The following is a 21,660-nucleotide window of genomic DNA, read 5'->3' as shown; positions in this document are numbered from 1 at the left end:
CGGCCCGGTGCCGCGCGTGCGTGCCTGCGCCTGAGTGCCCCCGCAGTGACCGCCGCGGCCCCGGTGCCGCCCGTGCGCGCCGCCGAGCCTCCCCCGGGGGCGCGGGCGGTGGACCGGCCCGACCGGGACCACGCGGGGCCGTGGCCCCGGCGCACCCCGCCCTCCCCGCGCGCAAGCCGCACCCCGCCCGCGCGGAGCCGTACCCCGCCCGCCGGAAGCCCCGACGTCCCGGAGCGCACCGAACGGCCCCCGTCCCCGGAGGCGCGGCCCGGTACCGCCCGCGCGGCGGCGTCCCGGTGCGCACCCGGCGGCCCCGGCCTCACACGGCTTCCGGCCGGAGACCGTCCCCCCGCCCCCTCACACGGGCTTCCGCGAGAAGCCGTCCCCCGGCCTCACACGGGCTTCCGCGACGCCTCCCGCTCCAGCTTCCGCCGGGCCTCCCGCACCAGCTTCAGATAGCGGTCCCAGTCCCAGTGCGGGCCGGGGTCGGTGTGGTCGGTGCCCTGGACCTCCACGTGCCCGATGACGTGCTCCCGGTCCACGGGTATCCCGTACCGCGCGCAGATGTCCGCGGTCAGCGCCGCCGACCCCGCGTACATCGCCGCCGTGAAGTCCTGCGGCCGGTCGACGAAGCCCTCGTGCTCGATGCCGATGCTCCGCTCGTTCATGGCCCGGTTCCCCGCGTGGAAGGCGACGTCCAGCTCCCGGATCATCTGCGCCACGTGCCCGTCCTTGCGGACGACGTAGTGCGCGGCGGCCCCGTGCCCCGGGTTCTTGAAGACCTGGAGCGCGGTCGCGTAGCTGCCCTGCACGACGTGGATCACGACCCGGTCGATCGTGTAGTCGTCCGGCCGGTCGGCCCGCCGCCAGTTCGCCCGCGCCGCCGAGGTCCACTCGGCGCCCTTGTGGTCTATCTCGCCGTCGATCCGCTTGCGCTGCATCCCCGGCAGCCGCCACCAGGTGCGCGCCAGCTCCTCCGAGGCCAGTACGGCCGTGGCCACCACGGCGGCGCCGCCGCCGACCAGCAGGGCGCGCCGCCCCACCCGACGGCCCGAACCGGCCGAACTCCCGTTCCCCTTGCTCCCCATGCCACCGAGAACGCTCACCACCGTGATTCCGGTTCCCACGGCCCCGTACCCTGGTGGTGCTATGACTCAGAATCCGCGCCCCCTCCGCGTCCTCGCCGCCATGTCGGGCGGAGTGGACTCCGCCGTCGCCGCCGCCCGCGCCGCCGAAGCCGGTCACGACGTGACCGGTGTGCACCTCGCCCTCTCCGCGAACCCGCAGTCCTTCCGCACGGGCGCGCGTGGCTGCTGCACCATCGAGGACTCGCGCGACGCGCGCCGGGCGGCCGACGTCATCGGCATCCCGTTCTACGTGTGGGACCTCGCCGAGCGGTTCCGCGAGGACGTCGTGGACGATTTCGTCGCGGAGTACGAGGCCGGGCGGACGCCCAATCCCTGCCTGCGCTGCAACGAGAAGATCAAGTTCGCGGCGCTCCTCGACAAGGCGCTCGCCCTCGGCTTCGACGCGGTCTGCACCGGCCACTACGCCACGGTCGTCGAGACCGGCGACGGCACCCGTGAGCTGCACCGCGCCTCCGACGAGGCCAAGGACCAGTCGTACGTCCTCGGTGTGCTGGACGAGAAGCAGCTCGCGCACGCGATGTTCCCGCTGGGCGACACCCTCACCACCAAGGGCGAGATCCGGGCGGAGGCCGAGCGGCGCGGGCTCGCGGTCGCGAAGAAGCCCGACAGCCACGACATCTGCTTCATCGCCGACGGGGACACCCAGGGCTTCCTGGCCGCCCGGCTCGGGAAGGCCGAGGGTGACATCGTCGACGAGGCGGGCACGACGATCGGCTCCCACGACGGCGCGTACGGCTTCACCATCGGACAGCGCAAGGGCCTGCGGATCGGCCACCCGGCCGCCGACGGCAAGCCGCGCTACGTCCTCGACATCTCGCCCGTGGACAACACGGTGACGGTCGGCCCCGCCGAGGCGCTCGACGTCGTCGCGCTCACCGCGATCAAGCCCCGCTGGTGCGGCACCGCCCCGGACGCCCCGGGCCGCTACACCGCCCAGCTGCGCGCCCACGGCGGCGAGACGCCGGTGAGCGCGGCGATGGAGGACGGCGAACTGCGCGTCGCCTTCGACGAGCCGGTCCGGGGCGTCGCCCCCGGCCAGGCGATCGTCCTGTACGACGGCACGCGCGTGGTCGGCTCGGCGACGATCGCGGCGACGACCCGCCGCCAGGCGCCCGCCCCGGCGTAACCCGGATCCGGCGCGACCCCGTCCCCCGGCGCGGCCCGGACGCCCGGACGGCGCCCCCGGCGGGTCGCCCGCCCGGACGGAGGGCCGGGGGCCCTGAGCCGGTCACCGGTGGCCGCACGGGCGGAGGACGGTGACCGTGCCGGTGGCCCCCTCCGCGTACGGGACGGCGAGGGCCGTGACGCCGACTCCGGTCGGCCGTCCCCGAACGGGCGGCGGCCTCGACCGCGACCGCAGTCGGACGGCGGCGGTCCCGCCCGTGACCATGACCGCTCCCGGGCGGCGGCGGCCCGACGCGACCGCCTCGGACGACCGCGACCGCCCTGTACGGCGGCGGCCCCGACCGCGACCGCCCTGTACGGCGGCGGCCCCGACCGCGACCGCCCTGTACGGCGGCGGCCCCGACCATGACCGCCCGATCCACCGCACCCGCGCCCCGCACCCGCGCCCCGCACCCGCGCCCCGCACCCGTGCCCGTCGTTCCGCCCCGCGCCCCGGGGCGGAACGCGGTCACAGCAGCCCCACCGGCTCCCGGGACTCGCTGTGGAAGTCCGCCAGGACCGGGGCCAGGACGTGCGGCCCCACCTCGTGGGTCTGGCCCGTGAGCGTACGGTGCCGGGCCCGGGGGAGCGCCGCCGTCAGCGCGCGGGCCGCGCGCCGGGTCCCGGCCGGGCTCGCACCCCCGTCGATCACCAGCACGCGCGCGTGGACCCCCGCGAACAGCCGCTCCGGGACGGTCCCGTCGCCGAGCACCGCGAGGTCGTACGCGAGGGTCGGCGCGAGCCCGGCGAGGCCCGGCCAGGCCACCGCCGGTAACGACGACTCCGCGAGGAGCAGCGCGACGGCCGCGTCCCGCCGCCCCAGGGAGGTCAGCGCCACGGCCCCGGCGAGCCGTTCGGCCGACGCCGCGCAGAACGGCGGCTCGAACACCGACACCGGCCCGGAGGGCATCCCGACGGCCACCGCCGAGAGGGCGAGCGCGCCGCCCGTCCCCAGCCCGTGCAGGGCCGCCCCCGGCCCCACCTCCGCGAGCACCGCCGCCAGGTCCTCGATCTCCCGCTCCACCGCCGCGTACGCCCCCGCGCGACCTCCGTGACCCCCGTGACCGCCAGGACCCCCGTGGCCCCCGGCCCCGTTGTCGCCGCTGCCGCCGCGCCCCCTGCGGTCGTACGTCACGACCGAGAACCGCCGGGCGAGGAGCGCGGCGAGCGGCCGTTCCGCCGCCGCCGTGCCCAGGGCCCCGCTCACCAGGACGAGCGGCGGCCCGCCCCCGTGTCTCTCGTACGCGATCTCCGTACCGTCCCGCGAGACGACCCGGCCCCCGAACCTGTTCGACGTGATGCTCACCTCATCCATGGCAGGTGAGACCCGGCCGCTCACCGGAACTCATCGTTCTCCGGCGGGAATTCCCAAAAAATCTTGGAACCCGCTGGTCAGGCCATACGGTGAAGCCATGAAAATCTGCGTCTTCCTCTCCGCCGCCGACCTCGACGAGCGGTACACGGCCCCCGCCCGCGACTTCGCCCGCCTCCTCGGCGGGTCCGGCCACACCCTGGTCTGGGGCGGCTCCGACACCGGTCTGATGAAGGTCGTCGCGGACGGCGTCGAGGAGGCCGGCGGGCGGCTCGTCGGCGTCTCCGTCGACTTCCTGGCCGACAAGGCCCGTCCGGGCGCCGAGATGGTCGTCGCCCGGGACCTGGCCGAGCGCAAGGCCCTCCTCCTGGCCGGGTCCGACGCGATCGTGATCATGGTCGGTGGCCTCGGCACCCTCGACGAGGCCACCGAGATCCTGGAGCTGAAGAAGCACGGCAAGCACCGCAAGCCCGTCGTCCTGCTCAACACCGACGGCTTCTACGACGGTCTCAGGGCCCAGTTCCGCCGCATGGAGGAGGAGGGCTTCCTCCCGGTCCCGCTCGCCGACCTGGTCTTCTTCGCCGAGGACGGCCCCTCGGCCCTCGCCCGTCTGGAGGCGGAGATCGGCGCCCGCTGATGCGAGCATGGGGGCCATGGCTACACATGTGATCACCGGAGCGGGTTCCGGCATCGGCGCGGCCGTCGCACGCCGTCTCCACGCGCGCGGGGACGAGCTCGTACTGCACGCGCGGGACGCGGGACGCGCCAGGGAACTGGCCGCGCTGTTCCCGGGCGCGCGCACGCTCGTCGGGGACCTCGCCGACCCGGACCGGCTGGCCTGGGCGTTCTCGCACCAGAGCCTGCCCGACCGGGTGGACGGGCTGCTGCACATCGCGGGCGTCGTCGACCTCGGCGCGGTCGGGGACCTCACCCCCAGGACCTGGCACCACCAGCTGAACGTCAACCTGGTCGCCCCCGCCGAGCTGACCCGCCACTTCCTGCCCCAACTGCGCCTCTCGCAGGGCCACGTGGTCTTCGTGAACTCCGGCGCCGGGCTCGCCGCGCACGCCGAATGGGGCGCGTACGCCGCCTCCAAGCACGGCCTCAAGGCCCTCGCCGACTCCCTGCGCCACGAGGAGCACGCCCACGGCGTCCGGGTCACCTCGGTCTACCCGGGCCGCACCGCGAGCCCCATGCAGGCCAAGGTGCACGCCCAGGAGGGCAAGGAGTACGACCCCGCCCGGTGGATCGACCCCGAGTCGGTGGCGACGGCGATCCTCACCGCGATCGACCTCCCGCGCGACGCGGAGATCAACGACGTCACCGTCCGTCCGGGACGGCGCTCGTGACCGACACCAAGCCCTGGGGCCCGGCGACCGGCGTCGGCTCGCTGCCCGGCGGAGACGCCCGCGAAGCGGCGAAGACCGTCACCGGCAGCTTCGAGGACTTCCCGTTCCTCCCCGAACTCCCCGCCCGTGGACCCGGCGCCGACATGATCGGCCGGACGACCGGGATGCTCGTGGACCTGTACGCGCACGTGGAGCCGAGCGGCTGGCGGATCAGCGACCGCCCGGGGCGCGACACCCGGCGCGCCCGCTCCTGGCTGGGCGAGGACCTCGACGCCCTGGAGGAGTTCACCCAGGGCTACGAGGGCCCGCTCAAGGTCCAGGTGGTCGGCCCCTGGACGCTCGCCGCCGCCCTGGAACTGCGCGGCGGCGAGGCCGTCCTCAGGGACGCGGGCGCCTGCCGCGACCTCCTCGGCTCGCTCACCGAGGGCCTCCGCGACCACCTCGCGGAACTCCGCCGGAGGATTCCCGGGGCCCGGCCCGTGCTCCAGCTCGACGAACCCTCCCTCACCGCCGTCCTGCGCGGACAGGTCCGTACGGCCAGCGGCTACCGCACCTACCGGGCCGTGGACCGGCAGGTCGTGGAGAGCGCCCTGCGCCAGCTGGTCGCGGTCGGCGACGGACCGGTCGTCGTCCACTCCTGCGCCCCCGAGGTGCCGTTCGCGCTGCTCCGCAGGGCCGGGGCCGCCGGAGTCTCGTTCGACTTCGGGCTGCTCACCGAGCGTGACGAGGAGACGATCGGGGAGGCCGTGGAAGCGGGCACCACGCTCTTCGCCGGTGTGGTGCCGTCCACCGACGGTCCATTGTCAGACCCGGGGGGTAGCGTCATGGGTGTCAGGACGCTGTGGCGCAGGCTCGGGCTGAATCCGGGGACTCTCGCGGATTCCGTGGTGGTCACGCCCACGTGCGGTCTCGCGGGTGCTTCGCCCGCGTACGCCCGTGCGGCGCTCGCCCACTGCGTCCGGGCGGCGAGATCGCTCGCGGACAACCCAGAGTGACCGGGTTTCGAGGCACGGGAGGACGGCGAAGGTGACAGTCGAACAGGGGGCCCTGCCCGCCGGGGCACGGGAGAAGCACGCCGACCTGGCCGAGCGGGTCGAGGAGCACCGCTTCCGGTACTACGTGAAGGACCAGCCGGTCGTCAGCGACGCCGAGTTCGACCGGCTCCTGCGCGCCCTGGAGGCCCTGGAGGAGGAGTACCCGGAGCTGCGCACGCCCGACTCGCCGACCCAGAAGGTCGCCGGGCGGTACGAGACCGGCTTCGCCGCCGTCGAGCACCGGGAGCGGATGCTCTCCCTGGACAACGCCTTCGACGACGAGGAACTGGCCACCTGGGCCGAGCGGGTCGCCAGGGACGTCGGCACGCCCGACTTCCACTACCTGTGCGAGCTGAAGGTCGACGGCCTCGCGGTCAACCTGACGTACGAGCACGGGCGGCTGACCCGCGCCGCGACCCGGGGCGACGGCCGCACCGGCGAGGACATCACGCCCAACGTCCGGACCATCGCCGACATCCCGGAGCGGCTGAGCGGGGACCGCGTCCCCGACCTCGTGGAGATCCGCGGCGAGGTCTACTTCCCGATGGAGGACTTCCAGGGGCTCAACGCGCGCCTGGTCGAGGCGGGCGACAAGCCCTTCGCCAACCCGCGCAACGCGGCGGCGGGTTCGCTCCGCCAGAAGGACCCCAAGGTCACCGCCACCCGCCCGCTGCACATGGTGGTGCACGGCATCGGCGCCCGCGAGGGCTTCGCCATCGACTGCCTCTCCCACGCCTACGAGCTGCTGCGCGAGTGGGGCCTGCCCACCGCCCGGCACAACAAGGTGGTCGGTTCGCTCGACGAGGTCCGGGAGTTCATCGCGTACTTCGGGGAGAACCGGCACTCCGTGGAGCACGAGATCGACGGCGTCGTCGTGAAGCTCGACGAGATCCCCCTCCAGGGCAGGCTCGGCTCCACCGCCCGCGCCCCGCGCTGGGCCATCGCCTGGAAGTACGCGCCGGAAGAGGTCAACACCAAGCTGATCGACATCAAGGTCGGCGTCGGCAGGACCGGGCGCGTCACCCCGTACGCGCAGGTGGAGCCGGTGACCGTGGCGGGCTCCGAGGTCGAGTTCGCCACCCTCCACAACCAGGAGGTGGTGAAGGCCAAGGGCGTCCTGATCGGCGACACGGTCGTGCTGCGCAAGGCCGGTGACGTCATCCCGGAGATCCTCGGGCCGGTCGCCGACCTGCGGGACGGCAGCGAGCGGGAGTTCGTGATGCCCGCCGAGTGCCCGGAGTGCGGGACGCCGCTGAAGCCGATGAAGGAGGGCGACATCGACCTCCGCTGCCCCAACGCCCGGACCTGCCCGGCGCAGCTGCGGGAGCGGCTGTTCTTCCTGGCCGGCCGGCAGTGCCTGGACATCGAGAACTTCGGCGCGGTGGCGGCGGCGGCGCTGACCCGCCCGCTCGAACCGGCCGAGCCGCCGCTCGTCGACGAGGGCGACCTGTTCGACCTGACCATCGAGCGCCTCCTGCCGATCAAGGCGTACGTCCTGGACCCGGACAGCGGACTGCCCAAGCGGGACCCGAAGACCGGCGAGGAGAAGATCGTCACGGTCTTCGCCAACCAGAAGGGCGAGCCGAGGAAGAACGCCCTGGCGATGCTGGAGAACATCGCGGCGGCCAAGGAGCGCCCGCTGGCCCGCTTCATCAACGGGCTCTCCATCCGGCACGTGGGCCCGGTCGCGGCCGAGGCGCTGGCCAGGGAGTTCCGCTCCCTGGAGCGGATCGAGCAGGCGAGCGAGGAGGAGCTGGCCGCCGTCGACGGCGTCGGCGGGATCATCGCGGCGGCCGTGAAGCAGTGGTTCTCCGAGGAGTGGCACCGCGAGATCGTGCGGAAGTGGCGCGCCGCCGGGGTCGCCCTGGAGGACGAGGGCGCGGGGGAGGACGTGGGCCCCCGCCCGCTGGAGGGGCTCACGGTCGTGGTGACCGGCACCCTGGAGAAGTTCACCAGGGATGGCGCAAAAGAGTCGCTCCAGAGCCTCGGAGCGAAGGTGACCGGTTCCGTTTCGAAGAAGACCGCCTTCGTGGTCGTCGGTGAAAACCCTGGTTCGAAGTACGACAAGGCGATGCAGCTGAAGGTTCCGGTTCTGAACGAGGACGGCTTCACGATCCTGCTCGAACAGGGACCCGAGGCCGCTCGGGAGGCCGCCCAGCCCGTCCCCGAGTAGCACCCGCCCCCTCCCGGGTGACCCGCGCGGACGCCCCGCGCGGGCCCCCGCACGGCCCATCGGGCCACCCGTCCGGCGCATACCAGATCGTTACGGGTGGCCCGGCCGCATTCGGGCAAGAGAGGAAGAGCGCTGCCCGCCGAAGCCCTCGGCGGCCTAGTGTGGTGACCGTGCGTCCGGTCCGCACGGCCGGGCGAGGGTTCCGCCGTCCGCGGTGCCAGGACACCGGCCCCGTACCACCGGGAACGGCCGCCGCCCGGCGGCGGCCCTCCCCACGGACCGCCGGACGACGAACGGCCGCCTCACTGCGGCCCATCGCACACCGACGGCACCGCCGCCTGTGAGAGGGACGGGAATGGAACCGACCGACAGCGCCGCCAGGGTGCCACGGCAGCACGGACACACCGAACCCCCGGGCCTCACCTCCCGGCTCCCCATGGCCGTCGTCGGGGCCGCCGCCGTCCTGCTCGCCGTCGGGCTCCAGCGGGCCCTGAGCACCGGCCACGGACTCTTCCCCGGCGACACCCCCGGCTGGTCCCTCGCCGTCCTCACCGGACTCATCGTCGGCCACCTCGTCGCCCTCGGCCGCGACCGCTGGTGGGGCGGCACCGGCTCCTCCGCCGCCCTCACCCTCGCCGTCCTCCTGCTGTACGGCTGGGTGCCCGCCGGACTCGTCTCGCTGACCGTCGTCGCCCTCGTCGGCGCCGCCCGCCGCCACCGCTGGCGCCAGGGCCTCCTGCACGGCTCCGCCGACATCCTCGGCGTCGCCGCCGCCGCCCTGGTTCTCGCCGTCTTCGGCGACGTACCCACCGTCGAACAGCCCTGGCACCCCCTCGACTGGACCATCGCGGACCTCCCGGCCGTCGTCCTCGCCGCCGCCGCCTACCTCGTGGTCACCCGCCTCCTCCTGTGGTACACGCTCGCCCCGCAGGGCCGGGGCCTGCCCACCGTCGCCCGCACCGCCCTCCTCCGGCAGGGCCTCGTCGCCGTCGCCCTCCTCGGCATCGCCCCCCTCATCTGCGTCGTCGCCGCCACCCGGCCCGTCCTGCTGCCCCTCTTCGCCGTGCCCCTCATCGCCCTCGACTCCACCCTCTGGATAGCCCGAGCCCGCGCCGAGGAACAGCTCCGCGACCCCCTCACCGGCCTCCCCAACCGCCAGTGGCTGCTGGAACGCGCCTGGACCGCCCTGGAGGAGGCCGAAGGCGAAGGCGTCCGCGCCGCCCTCGTCCTCATCGACCTCGACCGCTTCCGCTCGGTCAACGACACCCTCGGCCACCTCGCGGGCGACCGGCTGCTCCTCCAGATCGCCGACCGCATCCGCCACGCCCTGCCCCCCGGCGCCGAGGCGGCCCGGCTCGGCGGCGACGAGTTCGCCGTCCTGCTCCCCACCGCCGACTCCACCACCAGCGCCCAGCGCGTCGCCCGCCACCTCGTCGCCGAACTCTCCTCCCCGCTCGACCTCGACGGACTCACCCTCGTCCTGGAGGCCAGCGCGGGCGTCGCCGTCTTCCCCGAGCACGCCCTCGACGCCGAGGGACTCCTCCGCCGCGCCGACGTCGCCATGTACCAGGCCAAGCGGGACCGCACCGGCGTCGAGGTCTACGAGTCCAAGCGCGACTCCAACACCCCCGACCGGCTGGGCCTCCTCGGCGACCTCCGCCGCGCCCTCGACGCGAGCGAGGTCGAACTCCACTACCAGCCCAAGGTCCGCTTCGACGGCCAGGTCGCGGGCCTCGAAGCCCTCGTCCGCTGGGTCCACCCCGAGCGCGGCAAGGTCCCGCCGGACGAGTTCATCGCCATCGCCGAGACCTCCGGCCTGATGCCGCACCTCACCGAGTACGTCCTGGAGACCGCCCTCGCCCAGGTCGCCCGCTGGCGCGCCCAGGGCCTCGACGTCCCGGTCGCGGTCAACGTCTCACCGCGCGACGTGCACACCCCCGGCTTCGCGGGCGCCGTCGCCGCCCGGCTCGCCCGGCACGGCGTACCCCCCGGGGCGCTCCAGCTGGAAATAACGGAACACGTGCTCCTGGACGACCCCCAGCGGGCCGCCGACACGCTCAACGGGCTCACCGGCCACGGCGTCAAGATGTCCCTCGACGACTTCGGCACCGGCTACTCCTCCCTCGTCCACCTGCGCAGGCTCCCGGTCAGCGAGCTGAAGATCGACCGCTCCTTCGTCGCCCGGCTCGCGATCGACACCGAGGACGCCGAGATCGTCCGCTGCACCGTCGACCTCGCCCACTCCCTCGGGCTCGTCGTGGTCGCCGAGGGCGTCGAGGACGACGAGACCTGGGAGCGGCTGCGCGACCTGGGCTGCGACGCCGTCCAGGGCTGGCTGGTCGCCGCCGCGATGCCGCCCGGCGAGGCCACCGCCTGGCTCCTCGCCCGGGGCGAGCACGGCTGGCGCCGTCCCGCCGACATCGCGGCCCAGATCGACCTGGACCACCCCTCGGGCCAGGTCGTGCCCCGGGGGTGACCCGGTCCGGGACGGGGAGGGCTACGGCACGGGCAAGGGCCCCGGCCCCCTAGGATGGGCCCACACCATCAAGCTCACCCCGTGAGGATCCGCATGTCTGGCATCACGCGCGAGGAGGTCGCCCACCTCGCACGGCTGGCGCGTCTGGAGCTGAAGGGCGAAGAACTCGATCACTTCGCCGGCCAGCTCGACGACATCATCGGCGCGGTCGCCCGCGTCTCCGAGGTCGCCGACCAAGACGTACCGCCGACCTCCCACCCGCTGCCGCTGACCAACGTCATGCGCGCGGACGAGGTCCGTCCGTCGCTCACCCCCGAGCAGGCGCTCTCCGGCGCCCCGGCCCAGGAGCAGGGGCGTTTCAAGGTGCCGCAGATCCTGGGGGAGGACTAACAGCCATGACGGAAAACATCATCAAGCTCACCGCGGCCGAGATCGCCGGACGGATCGCCTCCGGCGAACTGACCGCCGTCGAGGTCACCGAGGCCCACCTCGCCCGCATCGAGGCCGTCGACGAGAAGGTCCACGCCTTCCTGCACGTCGACCGCGAGGGCGCCCTCGCCCAGGCCCGTGCCGTCGACGAGAAGCGCGCCCGGGGCGAGAAGCTCGGCCCGCTCGCCGGTGTGCCGCTCGCGCTCAAGGACATCTTCACCACCGCCGGGATGCCGACGACCGTGGGCTCGAAGATGCTGGAGGGCTGGATCCCGCCGTACGACGCGACCCTGGTGAAGAACCTGAAGGCCGCCGACGTCGTCATCCTCGGCAAGACCAACATGGACGAGTTCGCCATGGGCTCCTCGACGGAGAACAGCGCGTACGGTCCGACCGGCAACCCCTGGGACCTGACCCGGGTCCCCGGCGGCTCCGGCGGCGGCTCCTCCGCCGCCCTCGCCGCGTACGAGGCGCCCCTCGCCATCGGCACGGACACCGGCGGCTCGATCCGCCAGCCCGCCGCCGTCACCGGCACCGTCGGCGTCAAGCCGACCTACGGCGGTGTCTCCCGCTACGGCATGGTGGCCTTCTCCTCCTCCCTCGACCAGGGCGGCCCCTGCGCCCGTACGGTCCTGGACGCGGCCCTCCTGCACGAGGCCATCGCCGGACACGACCCGCTCGACTCGACCTCCATCGACGGCCCGGTCCCGCCGGTCGTCGAGGCCGCCCGCAACGGCTCGGTGGCGGGGATGCGCGTCGGCGTCGTCAAGCAGTTCCGCGGCGAGGGCTACCAGGCCGGTGTCGTGCAGCGCTTCGACGAGTCCGTCGAACTGCTGAGGTCGCTCGGTGCCGAGATCGTCGAGCTGGACTGCCCGACCTTCGACCTGGCCCTCTCGGCGTACTACCTGATCGCGCCGTCCGAGTGCTCCTCCAACCTGGCCCGCTTCGACGCCATGCGCTACGGCCTGCGGGTCGGCGACGACGGCACGCGGTCCGCCGAGGACGTCACCGCCCTCACCCGCGAGGCCGGTTTCGGCGACGAGGTCAAGCGCCGCATCATCCTCGGCACGTACGCGCTCAGCTCCGGCTACTACGACGCGTACTACGGCTCGGCCCAGAAGGTCCGCACCCTCATCACCCGCGAGTTCGAGAAGGCCTTCGAGGAGGTGGACGTGATCGTCTCCCCGACGACCCCCACCACCGCCTTCCCGATCGGCGAGCGCGCCGACGACCCGATGGCGATGTACCTCGCGGACCTGTGCACCATCCCGACCAACCTGGCCGGCAACGCCGCCATGTCGCTGCCCTGCGGCCTGGCGCCCGAGGACGGTCTGCCGGTCGGCCTGCAGATCATCGCTCCCGCCATGAAGGACGACCGGCTGTACAAGGTCGGCGCCGCCGTCGAGGCCGCTTTCGTGGAAAAGTGGGGGCACCCGCTGCTCGAGGAGGCTCCGTCGCTGTGAGTACCAGTGCACTGCAGAAGGCCAAGGGCTTCAAGAAGTCCAAGACCGGCACGTACCTGTCCATCGGCACCACCGCTTTCGGCGCGCTCGGCGTGTTCAAGCAGGCCCGCAAGGCCCGCAGCGAGCACGACACGCTCAAGCTGATCGACGCCGTCGTCTCCGCCGCCGCCATCGCCACCGGCGTCGCTCTCCTCGTCCGCGAGCTGAAGCGCCTCGGTGACGACGACGTCCTGTTCGGCTGAGGCCGAAGGCACCAGAGGGAATTCTCGTGACTGTCACTGAACTGCTGTCGTACGAAGCGGCGCTCGCCGAGTACGACCCCGTCATGGGCCTGGAGGTCCATGTCGAGCTGGGCACCAGGACCAAGATGTTCTGCGGCTGCTCCACCGAGCTGGGCGCCGAGCCGAACTCGCAGACCTGCCCGACCTGCCTCGGTATGCCCGGCTCGCTGCCCGTCGTCAACGCGATCGGCGTCGAGTCCGCGATCAAGATCGGCCTCGCGCTGCACTGCGAGATCGCCGAGTGGTGCCGCTTCGCCCGGAAGAACTACTTCTATCCGGACATGCCGAAGAACTTCCAGACCTCCCAGTACGACGAGCCGATCGCCTTCAACGGCTACCTGGACGTCCAGCTGGAGGACGGCGAGGTCTTCCGCGTGGAGATCGAGCGCGCCCACATGGAGGAGGACACCGGCAAGTCGCTGCACGTCGGCGGCGCCACCGGCCGTATCCACGGCGCGTCCCACTCCCTGCTGGACTACAACCGCGCCGGCATCCCGCTCATCGAGATCGTCACCAAGCCCATCGAGGGCGCGGGCGAGCGGGCCCCCGAGGTCGCCAAGGCGTACGTCGCCGAACTGCGCGAGCTGATCCGCGCCCTCGGCGTGTCCGACGCGCGGATGGACAAGGGCCAGATGCGCTGCGACGTGAACCTGTCGCTGCGCCCGCACGGCACCGAGAAGTTCGGCACCCGCTCGGAGACGAAGAACGTCAACTCGCTCCGTTCGGTGGAGCGCGCGGCCCGCTTCGAGATCCAGCGGCACGCGGCCGTGCTGTCCTCCGGCGGCACGATCGTGCAGGAGACCCGTCACTTCCACGAGGACGACGGCTCCACCACCTCCGGCCGCATCAAGGACAACGCCGAGGACTACCGCTACTTCCCCGAGCCGGACCTGGTGCCGGTGGCCCCCGCCCGCGCGTGGGTCGAGGAGCTGCGGCAGGGCCTGCCGGAGCTGCCCCGGGTGCGCCGCAACCGGCTGCGCGAGGAGTGGGGCGTGTCCGAGCTGGACATGCAGTCCATCCTCAACGCGGGCGCGGTCGAGTCGATCGTCGCCACCGTGGAGGCGGGCGCGGACGCCGCCTCGGCCCGCAAGTGGTGGATGGGCGAGCTGGCCCGCAGCTCCAACGAGCAGGGCGTCTCCCTGGAGGAGCTGGCGATCACGCCCGCGGACGTGGCCCGGGTCTCCGCCCTGGTCGCCTCCGGCGAGCTGAACGACAAGCTGGCCCGCCAGGTCATCGAGGGCGTCCTCGCGGGCGAGGGCACCCCCGACGAGGTCGTCGAGAAGCGCGGTCTGAAGGTCGTCTCCGACGACGGCGCGCTCGGCGCGGCCGTCGAGGAGGCCATCGCGGGCAACGCGGCCATCGCGGACAAGATCCGCGGCGGCAAGGTCGCGGCGGTCGGCGCCCTGGTCGGCGCGGTCATGAAGGCCACCCGCGGCCAGGCGGACGCGGCGAAGGTCAAGGACCTGATCCTGGAGAAGCTGGGCGTCAGCGAGGGCTGAGCCTCGCGGGACCCGTGACGAGGGGCGGTACGGCTGTCGTGAGACGGCCGCACCGCCCCTCGTCCGTGCGCGGGGCCGGGCGGGTCACCTCGCGGCGGGGCGGCCGACGCGAGGTGCCGGTGTCCGCCGTGACGTGCGCGCGGCGGCCGTGCGGGCGGACCGTGCTCAGACCGCCGCGCCGACGAAGGAGTCCCAGGCGGCGGGGGAGACGGTGAAGACGGGGCTGGTCTCGCCGAGCTTGGAGTCCCGGACGTGCACGGCGGCGGGGTGGGCGGCCACCTCCACGCAGTTGCCGCCCTCGCTGCCGCTGTAGCTGGACTTGCACCAGTCGTAAGCGACTTCGAGGCAGTTGCCGCCCTCGTCACCGCTGTAGCTGGACTTGCGCCAGTCGTAGGCGACTTCGAGGCAGGCGCCGCCCTCGTCGCTGCTGTAGCTGGACTTGAACCACGAAAGTGCTGCTGCGCTCATGTCACTCCTGCCAGACGATCCAGCAGGCCCATGGTGTCCTCGGGCGTCAGGGCCTGTGACCGCAGCATTCCATACTTGGCCTGGAGGATGCCGACCTCGTCGGGGTCGTCGATGAGGAAGCTGACCCGCTGCCCCTCGATGTAGGCGACGTGCTCGTGGTCGGGCGTTTCCACCAGCACCATAGGCCCGGCGAGTCCCGCGTGTTTCGTCCGGGTCTTCGGGATGATCTGGAGTCCGAGAAAGGGGAGTTCGGCCATCTGGCGCAGGTGGAGGAGCTGTCCCCGCAGTACCTCACGGCCACCGATCGGCTGCTCCAGAACGGATTCGTTCAGGAGGAAGGACATCATCGGAGGCCAGGGCTTCTGCTTGAAGATCGCCTGGCGGTCGAGCCGGTCGAGCATCCTTTCCTCCGCCTCCTGCGGGGTGATCGGCGGATACAGGCAGTCGAAGACCGCGCGGGCGTACTCCGGTGTCTGGAGCAGCCCCGGGACGACCCCGTTCTCGTACCAGCAAAGGCAGAGCGCCTGCGCCTCCAGCTCGATGAACTCCTGGACGAACGCAGGGAACCGCTCCTTCTTCGGTGCCTTCCCGACCGCCACCGCCAGCGCGCCGCCGGTGTTCAGGATGCCGTCCAGTTCACCCGCGAGCCCCAGCCGAAGCGCCCGCCGCCCCTGCTCGATCGACCCCAACGTCTCCAGCGCCACGCACACCTGGGTGGCCAACTGGGGCTGGGTCAGCCCCGCTTGTCTCCGGTAGAGCGCCACGAGGGCGCCGACCACTTCCCACGACGGGACCTTCTTCCTGGAATTCGTGCCGCGTTGCATGAGCGGTGCCTTCCCCGCCGCGTACCCGCTCGACGCGTCTCGGACCCGTACAGAGATTTTGTACGGGTCGGTGTCCTGGGGCGCGTGGGGCGCGAGACGCCACCGTGAGCGCCATGAGCGACCAGATCCCCCTGTTCCGCGAGGCGTTCTACCGCCGTGAGCGCCGATCCGTGCCCCTCGCCCGCGACTTCACCCGCAAGGCGCTGGCCGACTGGGGACTGGACGTGCGTACGGACGACGTACTCCTGTGCGTGACCGAGCTCGTCACCAACGCCCTCCGCCACGGCGTCCCGCCGGGCCGCGGCTACCGGCTCCACCTCTACCTGGAGCGCCCCGGCCCCCTCCGCGTCGAGGTCCACGACAGCGGCGAAGGCACCCCGGCCGTGCGCGAGCCCTCCGGGGAGTCGGGCAGGGGCCTCCTCCTCGTCGACACCCTCGCCGACCGCTGGGGCGTGGGCCCGCGCGACCCCGGCAAGGTCGTCTGGTGCGAGTTCACCGACGCCGGGGGCACTTCGTAGGGGCGACGGACGACTCCCGTCACGGCCCGTCGGCCCGTACGTATGCGCGTACGTCCTCCGTCGTACGGCGTGCGCACCCGGGGGTGACGGAGCGCCCGGCGCTAGGGTGAGGGTCCGTGCCACCGTGCGGGGCCATGACGTGCGGAGACAAGAGGAGCACCGCCCAGAATGATCACCCAGATCCGGATCGACGGGTTCAAGTCGTTCCGCCGTTTCAGCCTCGACGTGCCGCCGACGCTGATCATGCTGGGGGCGAACGGGGCGGGGAAGTCGAATCTGTTCGACGCGCTCCGGCTCGTCGCCGGGACGGCGGACCGGGGCTTCGAGGAGACGGTCCGCTCGGATCCCCGGCTGACCCCGGCACGGTTCTTCCGCCGGAGCGCGGGCGGGTCCGTCGTCGGGGAGCTGACGATCACGGTGGGCGCCCTGGTGGCCTCGCGCTTCGGGCCGCTGCCGATCCGCATCCGGCTGCGGGTCGGCCGGGCCCCCTCGCGGCGGGTCTCGACGGCGCGCGGCAGCGGGGTGTGGGTCAGCTCCCTGAAGGACGAGGGCTGGATGGACCGGGTGGGCCTCACCGAGGAGGACCGGAAGGCCGTTCGGCGGTCGCGCGCGGAGTTCCTGGCCGCCGAAAGGGACGGCGCGGGGGAGTACGTGCCGTTCCACGGGCCGCTGGGCGCGGTCTTCTCCGCCGAGGAGCTGGCGGCCCTCCAGGAGGACGCGCAGCACGTCCTGCTGCGTCAGTCCGACACGGAACTGCGGATCCTGGCGGCCCGGGAGTGCGCGTCCTGGCCTCCCTTCGTCCTCGAACCGGCCGCGCTGCGGCAGCCCACCCCGGCCTTCGTCGCCGGACGTCTGACCCCGGACGGCCGCAATCTCGCGGAGGTCCTCCAGCGCGTCGAGGGGCAGCCCGCCGAGTGGCGCCGGTTCGTCGCCGATCTCGCCGCGCTCGTTGAGGGGGTCGAGGACGTGCGGACGGTCTTCGACGAGCGCCGGGAGGAGATCGACTTCGAGGTCGCCTTCACCCATACGGGATGGCTCTCGGCGCCGTCGCTGTCGGACGGCACCCTGCGGATGATCGCGCTGCTCGCCGCGGCGCGGGACCCGCTGTGGGCCGGAACCCTGTGCGTGGAGGAGGTGGAGAACGGGATGAACCCGGACCACGTCGCCGACCTCGTCCGCAGACTGCGCCGGGGGACCGGGATCGTCCCGGACGCCCTCGTGTACCGGCAGTTCGTCGCCACCACCCATTCCCCGGCCCTCCTTGCCGCACTGCGCGACGACCTCTCCGGCAGCCTCGTCTTCCTGGAGCAGGCGGACCGGGTCGATCCCGGGGACGGCACGGTCTCCCGCACCACGGTCGCCCGGCCGCTGCGGGCCTTCGACCCGGACCGGGAGCCCGGTGAGACGGTCTCGCCGGAGCAGGTGGAGCGGCTGCTGCGCAGGCTGAACAGGGGCGGGGCATGAGGACGCTGCTGCCGGGGCTGCTGGTCGAGGGCAGCGACGGCCCCTATCTGCGGAGCCTGGTCGAGCGACAGCTCGAAGCGACGCTCCTGGAGCACAGCGCGGGGACGGTCGACGTACTGCGCTGCGAGGTGTCGGACGTGCGGTCCAACGACAAGCCGGATCGGGTGCTGGCCGCCGCCGAAGAGCTGGCCCGCGACTGCGACATCGTCTTCGTGCACGGTGACCTCGACGCGGTCGACGCCCGGCTCAAGCTGATCGCCGAGCTGGCCGCGCGCCGCGCGCTCGCCCCGCGCGCGGGGGTCTCCGTCCCGCTCGTCCCGGTGCTGGAGACCGAGTCGTGGATGCTGGCGGACCGTAAGGCACTGGAGTCCGTGGTCGGGCCGCTCGCCGACTATCCGTACGGGAAGCCGTCCGCCGTGGAGGGGAGGGTGGCGCTCAAGGGCGCGAAGCCGAAGCTGGACGCCAAACAGGTCTGGAAGAAGCTGACCGGGCCCGGGGGAGCGGAGGTGCTGCGCGACTCCGCCGAACTGCTCGTACGGCGGACGGATCTGGCGGTGCTCGCCCAGGTCCCCTCGTACCAGGCGTGGTGCGACGACACCGAGCGGGCGCTGAGAGGGGCTCAGTTCCTCTAGGTTCCGTCCGGCGGGTCGTGGTCGGAGCTGTGTCGAGCAGGAGAGCCGGCTCCTCGCGACTTCCCTGGCCGACCCGTGAAGCGTCTGCCTGCGGGCCGCGCCCTCGGGGGGATCGCCGCGAGCCGAGCCGTACCCGTCGCAGGATCCGCCGAGGCCGCGCCGCGTCCCGAGCGGCGGTTTCGCAGGCCAGGTCGCCGCCGGGTCAGCACACGCCTCGATTGTCGGTGAGTCGTGTGAGGCTGTTCGAGACCCACCGTACACATCACCGGAGTTCAGGTATGACGACCCCTTCGCCCGTGACGGTCGCGGAATGGCGCACGTTCCTCAACGGCTACAACGCCAGGCACATCACATCGGACGAGGTCCGTAAGGCCATCGAGGAGCATCGGCAGGTCATCAGTGAGGAGCGGCTGGAGGCCGGGTGGGCCGGTGCCGAACCGGCCGGCGAGGAAGCGATCGTGGCCGCCGAGGAGCGGCTCGGGGTGAGGCTTCCTCCCTCGTACCGAAACTTCCTCCGGGTCAGCGACGGCTGGGAGAACATCGGGTCCGTCGACCTGCTCCAGGTCGGGGACATCGGCTGGTTCGCCGACCTGTGCGCCGACCTCATCGAAGCATGGTCGGACGTCGACCACTTCGTGGACCATCTCGCCATACTCAAGCGCTGCCTGCTGATCGGCGAAGACAACGGCGGCAGTGGTTGCTACTGGCTGCTGCACGCCGACAGCGTCGGGGGAAACGGTGAGTGGACCGCGTATGAGTGGTGGCCCGGCAGCGGTGAAGACCCCGAGCCTTGCCACGACTTCGCCGCCATGGTGCGGGAAGCAGCGCACCCCTGGCCAGCGGGCCCGCGCCACGGGCCGGTGGCGGGCCTGTAGGGGAGACGTGCCCGGCCCGTGCCCGGCGGTCCGCCTCCGGCTCGTACCTGGCCGGAAACCGCCTGGATTCCCGTCACGTCGTCTTGGACGTTCACCCACGGGCCCCCGTCGGGTCTTCTCCCCGTCATCCCGTCTCACTACCGTCCCCGGCGTACCAACCAATGGCTCGAAGGCGAACCGTTGGCCGTCGACTGGAGGTCGGTCTTGTCATCCGAGATGTCCCGCAGAAGGCTCTTCGCTCTGGGCGGCGGCGCCCTCGGTGCCGCCGCGGCCGGTTCGCTGCTGCCGCCGTCGTTGCAGAACGCGATGGCCGCCGGGCCCCCGGCCGGGGGTCTGTCAGCGGTCCGCCACGTGGTGATCCTGATGCAGGAGAATCGTTCCTTCGATCACTACTTCGGCACCCTCAGGGGCGTCCGCGGCTTCGGTGACCGCAACGCCATCGAACTTCCGTCCGGCAAGCCGGTCTTCGAGCAGCCCGCGGCCTCCGGCCGGACCGTGCTCCCCTTCCCGATCCGGGACGCCGCCGAGGCACAGCGCAAGGACCTCCAGTACATCGGGGACCTCGACCACTCCTGGGGCGGCGGCGGCAAGGCGTGGCACGGCGGCTGGATGGACGGCTGGGTCTCGGCCAAGACCGCCGCCACCATGGCGTACTACGACCGCCGGGACATCCCCCTGCACTACGAGCTGGCCGACACCTTCACGGTCTGCGACGCCTACCACTCGTCGATCCACACCTCGACGAGCCCCAACCGCAACCACCTCTGGTCCGGCTGGACCGGCTTCGAGGCCGACGGCGGCCGCGCCGTCACCAACGCCGCCTACGCCGAGGACACCCACCCCGGCTACGGCTGGTCCACCTACGCCGAGCGCCTCGAAGCCGCCGGGCGGAGCTGGAAGACGTACACCGAGTGGGAGAACTTCACCGACAACAACATCGAGTTCTTCACCACCTTCAAGAAGATCGCCCGCAAGGCGCTCGCCGGGACCGGCGGGCACACCTTCATGGAGTCCTTCTACGCCGCCGTCCGGGACACGGACGACACCGCCGAGCGCACCCGCCTCCTCGGCCTCCTGGAGAAGGGCGTCGCCGGGCTCACCCGGGCCGAGCGGTCCCTCTTCGAGCGCGGGCTGCGCCGGGTCGAGAGCGGCACCCTCGCCGACGCCTTCCGCGCCGACGTCGCTGCGGGCACCCTCCCCGAGGTCTCCTACCTGGTGCCCTCGGCGGTCGACTCCGAGCACCCCGGCGCCTCCTCGCCGGTCGCCTCCGCGAGCCTCGTCTACAAGGTGCTCGACGCCCTCGGCGCGCACCCGGACGTCTGGCGCCACACCGTCGTCCTGATCAACTACGACGAGAACGACGGCTTCTTCGACCACGTGCCGCCGCCGGTCCCGCCGGAGGACACCACGGAGGAGCGCTGGAAGGGCCAGCCCACGGGCCTCGGCATCCGGGTCCCGCTGCTCGTCGTCTCCCCCTGGTCGGTCGGCGGCTACGTCTGCTCCGAGACCTTCGACCACACCTCCGTGATCCGCTTCCTGGAGAAGCTGACCGGCGTCCGGGAGCCCAACATCACCCCCTGGCGCCGGACCGTCACCGGCGACCTCACCTCCGCCTTCGACTTCAGGCGGGCCCGCAGACAGCCCGACGTGGACCCGCCGGGCCCGGTGCCGCCCTTCACGGGCCGCTGGCGCCCGCAGCCCCCGGCCGTGCAGAAGATGCCGGTCCAGGAGCCCGGGGTCCGGCGCGCCCGCCCGCTGCCGTACCAGCCGGACGCCTCCGCGAGCGTCGCGCCCGGCTCGGTCTCGGTGGCGCTCAGCAACAGGGGCAGGGCCAGCGCGCACTTCGCGCTCTACCCGTACGCGGGCGAGTTCGCCCTGCCGCAGCACCGGGACGTCAGGGGCACGGGGGAGTGGACCGTCCCCGTCCCCGGTGACCGCTACCGCTTCACGGTCACCGGCCCCAACGGCTTCCGGCGCGAGTTCGAGGGCCCGGCGGCCGGGGGTGCCGAACTGGCCTCCCGCATCGACCACCACGACCGCGACCTGCACCTCACCGTGCGGAACACCGGCCGGTCCGCCGTCACCTTCCGGGTCAGGCCGCTGGGGTACGTGGACGAGGACGACCTGGCCGACTGGACCCGTACGGTCACCGTGAAGCCGGGCCGGACCCGTACCTTCGTCCACTCGGCCGCCGACGCGCACGGCTGGTACGACCTGGAGGTGACCGCCCCCGGCGGCTTCCGCCGCAGGCTGATGGGCCACATCGAGAACGGGCGGGACAGCGTCTCCGGCTGACCGCCCTCGGCGAGCCCTCGTGCCCCGGGCGGCGGGACCTCGGTCCGCCCCCGGGTCCGGGACCTCGGCCCCGGCTCCCCGGGCACCCCCGCGGGCGGGGCGGGACCTCGGTCCCGAGCCTCCGGGGCACCCCTGTGAGCATCGACACGAAAGGGACAAACGATCACGTTCGGCTGCCACAGTGGCCCCACGTAGCTCATGCGTTCTTCTCGGGCTGTCCCGTGAAAGATCCACGAACCACTCAGGGAGCACGTCC

At 72.8% G+C, this 21,660-nt stretch carries 19 protein-coding genes; 15 read left to right on the top strand and 4 right to left on the bottom strand.

Annotated features, from left to right (window positions below):
* Positions 1-392: 392 nt before the first annotated feature.
* Complete coding sequence (locus ACIO92_RS15645; protein ID WP_366442341.1) at positions 393-1,088, bottom strand: N-acetylmuramoyl-L-alanine amidase; 696 nt, start codon at positions 1,086-1,088, stop codon at positions 393-395.
* A 61-nt stretch (positions 1,089-1,149) separates the two neighbouring features.
* Here ACIO92_RS15645 and mnmA point away from each other — a divergent pair, with 61 nt between their 5' ends.
* Positions 1,150-2,274, top strand: coding sequence for a tRNA 2-thiouridine(34) synthase MnmA (gene mnmA / locus ACIO92_RS15640; RefSeq protein ID WP_402057902.1), 1,125 nt, complete (start codon positions 1,150-1,152; stop codon positions 2,272-2,274).
* Between the two features lie 507 nt (positions 2,275-2,781).
* On the opposite strand, the gene ACIO92_RS15635 is transcribed toward mnmA, so the two are convergent.
* Positions 2,782-3,627, bottom strand: coding sequence for an alpha/beta fold hydrolase (locus tag ACIO92_RS15635; protein ID WP_401237059.1), 846 nt, complete (start codon positions 3,625-3,627; stop codon positions 2,782-2,784).
* A 97-nt stretch (positions 3,628-3,724) separates the two neighbouring features.
* On the opposite strand from ACIO92_RS15635, the gene ACIO92_RS15630 reads away from it, so the two are divergent.
* The 9 genes from ACIO92_RS15630 (at position 3,725) to gatB (ending at position 14,328) form a co-directional block, all read left to right on the top strand.
* The gene (locus ACIO92_RS15630) at positions 3,725-4,261 is read left to right on the top strand and encodes a TIGR00730 family Rossman fold protein (RefSeq protein WP_366442179.1); all 537 of its coding nucleotides are present in this window, start codon (positions 3,725-3,727) and stop codon (positions 4,259-4,261) included.
* Positions 4,262-4,268: 7 nt separating this feature from the next.
* Positions 4,269-4,973 carry an SDR family oxidoreductase gene (locus tag ACIO92_RS15625; RefSeq protein WP_366442178.1) on the top strand — a complete coding sequence of 235 codons (705 nt, stop codon included), beginning with the start codon at positions 4,269-4,271 and terminating at the stop codon, positions 4,971-4,973.
* The gene (locus ACIO92_RS15620; RefSeq protein ID WP_366442177.1) at positions 4,970-5,968 is read left to right on the top strand and encodes a methionine synthase; all 999 of its coding nucleotides are present in this window, start codon (positions 4,970-4,972) and stop codon (positions 5,966-5,968) included. The genes ACIO92_RS15625 and ACIO92_RS15620 overlap by 4 nt, the downstream gene beginning before the upstream one ends.
* Positions 5,969-5,999: 31 nt before the next feature.
* Positions 6,000-8,180 carry an NAD-dependent DNA ligase LigA gene (gene ligA, locus ACIO92_RS15615; RefSeq protein ID WP_401237060.1) on the top strand — a complete coding sequence of 727 codons (2,181 nt, stop codon included), beginning with the start codon at positions 6,000-6,002 and terminating at the stop codon, positions 8,178-8,180.
* A gap of 355 nt (positions 8,181-8,535) precedes the next feature.
* Positions 8,536-10,656, top strand: a complete 2,121-nt coding sequence (locus ACIO92_RS15610) for an EAL domain-containing protein (RefSeq protein WP_366442175.1) — start codon at positions 8,536-8,538, stop codon at positions 10,654-10,656.
* A gap of 93 nt (positions 10,657-10,749) precedes the next feature.
* The gene (gatC, locus tag ACIO92_RS15605) at positions 10,750-11,046 is read left to right on the top strand and encodes an Asp-tRNA(Asn)/Glu-tRNA(Gln) amidotransferase subunit GatC (protein WP_366442174.1); all 297 of its coding nucleotides are present in this window, start codon (positions 10,750-10,752) and stop codon (positions 11,044-11,046) included.
* A gap of 5 nt (positions 11,047-11,051) precedes the next feature.
* Entirely contained in the window at positions 11,052-12,548 is a 1,497-nt protein-coding gene (gene gatA / locus ACIO92_RS15600; RefSeq protein WP_366442173.1) for an Asp-tRNA(Asn)/Glu-tRNA(Gln) amidotransferase subunit GatA, read from the top strand.
* Positions 12,545-12,790 carry a hypothetical protein gene (locus tag ACIO92_RS15595; protein WP_351788572.1) on the top strand — a complete coding sequence of 82 codons (246 nt, stop codon included), beginning with the start codon at positions 12,545-12,547 and terminating at the stop codon, positions 12,788-12,790. Before gatA ends, ACIO92_RS15595 begins: the two co-directional genes overlap by 4 nt.
* Before the next feature lie 26 nt (positions 12,791-12,816).
* Positions 12,817-14,328, top strand: coding sequence for an Asp-tRNA(Asn)/Glu-tRNA(Gln) amidotransferase subunit GatB (gatB, locus tag ACIO92_RS15590; RefSeq protein ID WP_402057906.1), 1,512 nt, complete (start codon positions 12,817-12,819; stop codon positions 14,326-14,328).
* A 165-nt stretch (positions 14,329-14,493) separates the two neighbouring features.
* Here the strand turns inward: gatB and ACIO92_RS15585 are convergent, their stop codons facing one another.
* On the bottom strand, positions 14,494-14,796 hold the full coding sequence (locus ACIO92_RS15585; protein ID WP_402281821.1) for a DUF397 domain-containing protein: 303 nt from the start codon (positions 14,794-14,796) through the stop codon (positions 14,494-14,496).
* On the bottom strand, positions 14,793-15,620 hold the full coding sequence (locus ACIO92_RS15580) for a Scr1 family TA system antitoxin-like transcriptional regulator (protein WP_402281823.1): 828 nt from the start codon (positions 15,618-15,620) through the stop codon (positions 14,793-14,795). Before ACIO92_RS15580 ends, ACIO92_RS15585 begins: the two co-directional genes overlap by 4 nt.
* A 113-nt stretch (positions 15,621-15,733) precedes the next feature.
* On the opposite strand from ACIO92_RS15580, the gene ACIO92_RS15575 reads away from it, so the two are divergent.
* The 5 genes from ACIO92_RS15575 (at position 15,734) to ACIO92_RS15555 (ending at position 21,404) form a co-directional block, all read left to right on the top strand.
* Entirely contained in the window at positions 15,734-16,138 is a 405-nt protein-coding gene (locus ACIO92_RS15575; RefSeq protein ID WP_401237063.1) for an ATP-binding protein, read from the top strand.
* 168 nt (positions 16,139-16,306) lie between these two features.
* Complete coding sequence (locus tag ACIO92_RS15570; RefSeq protein ID WP_366442168.1) at positions 16,307-17,602, top strand: AAA family ATPase; 1,296 nt, start codon at positions 16,307-16,309, stop codon at positions 17,600-17,602.
* Positions 17,599-18,234 (top strand): hypothetical protein, encoded by a 636-nt coding sequence (locus ACIO92_RS15565; protein ID WP_366442167.1) that lies wholly within the window; start codon positions 17,599-17,601, stop codon positions 18,232-18,234. Before ACIO92_RS15570 ends, ACIO92_RS15565 begins: the two co-directional genes overlap by 4 nt.
* A 278-nt stretch (positions 18,235-18,512) precedes the next feature.
* Positions 18,513-19,109, top strand: coding sequence for an SMI1/KNR4 family protein (locus ACIO92_RS15560; RefSeq protein ID WP_366442166.1), 597 nt, complete (start codon positions 18,513-18,515; stop codon positions 19,107-19,109).
* 204 nt (positions 19,110-19,313) lie between these two features.
* Positions 19,314-21,404, top strand: coding sequence for a phosphocholine-specific phospholipase C (locus ACIO92_RS15555; RefSeq protein ID WP_402281826.1), 2,091 nt, complete (start codon positions 19,314-19,316; stop codon positions 21,402-21,404).
* The last annotated feature ends 256 nt before the right edge of the window (positions 21,405-21,660 follow it).

The sequence above is a fragment of the Streptomyces sp. NPDC087215 genome (assembly GCF_044744885.1).
GTDB lineage: Bacteria > Actinomycetota > Actinomycetes > Streptomycetales > Streptomycetaceae > Streptomyces.
The sequence above is the reverse complement of the archived record's forward strand: the minus strand, read 5'-3'. Positions and strand labels throughout refer to the sequence as shown.

Excerpts from the sequence above, each read along its gene's own strand:
- ACIO92_RS15645 (WP_366442341.1), bottom strand. The coding sequence starts at position 1,088 with ATGGGGAGCAAGGGGAACGGGAGTTCGGCCGGTTCGGGCCGTCGGGTG.
- mnmA (WP_402057902.1), top strand. The coding sequence starts at position 1,150 with ATGACTCAGAATCCGCGCCCCCTCCGCGTCCTCGCCGCCATGTCGGGC.
- ACIO92_RS15635 (WP_401237059.1), bottom strand. The coding sequence starts at position 3,627 with ATGGATGAGGTGAGCATCACGTCGAACAGGTTCGGGGGCCGGGTCGTC.
- ACIO92_RS15630 (WP_366442179.1), top strand. The coding sequence starts at position 3,725 with ATGAAAATCTGCGTCTTCCTCTCCGCCGCCGACCTCGACGAGCGGTAC.
- ACIO92_RS15625 (WP_366442178.1), top strand. The coding sequence starts at position 4,269 with ATGGGGGCCATGGCTACACATGTGATCACCGGAGCGGGTTCCGGCATC.
- ACIO92_RS15610 (WP_366442175.1), top strand. The coding sequence starts at position 8,536 with ATGGAACCGACCGACAGCGCCGCCAGGGTGCCACGGCAGCACGGACAC.
- gatC (WP_366442174.1), top strand. The coding sequence starts at position 10,750 with ATGTCTGGCATCACGCGCGAGGAGGTCGCCCACCTCGCACGGCTGGCG.
- gatA (WP_366442173.1), top strand. The coding sequence starts at position 11,052 with ATGACGGAAAACATCATCAAGCTCACCGCGGCCGAGATCGCCGGACGG.
- ACIO92_RS15585 (WP_402281821.1), bottom strand. The coding sequence starts at position 14,796 with ATGAGCGCAGCAGCACTTTCGTGGTTCAAGTCCAGCTACAGCAGCGAC.
- ACIO92_RS15580 (WP_402281823.1), bottom strand. The coding sequence starts at position 15,620 with ATGCAACGCGGCACGAATTCCAGGAAGAAGGTCCCGTCGTGGGAAGTG.
- ACIO92_RS15575 (WP_401237063.1), top strand. The coding sequence starts at position 15,734 with ATGAGCGACCAGATCCCCCTGTTCCGCGAGGCGTTCTACCGCCGTGAG.
- ACIO92_RS15570 (WP_366442168.1), top strand. The coding sequence starts at position 16,307 with ATGATCACCCAGATCCGGATCGACGGGTTCAAGTCGTTCCGCCGTTTC.
- ACIO92_RS15565 (WP_366442167.1), top strand. The coding sequence starts at position 17,599 with ATGAGGACGCTGCTGCCGGGGCTGCTGGTCGAGGGCAGCGACGGCCCC.
- ACIO92_RS15560 (WP_366442166.1), top strand. The coding sequence starts at position 18,513 with ATGACGACCCCTTCGCCCGTGACGGTCGCGGAATGGCGCACGTTCCTC.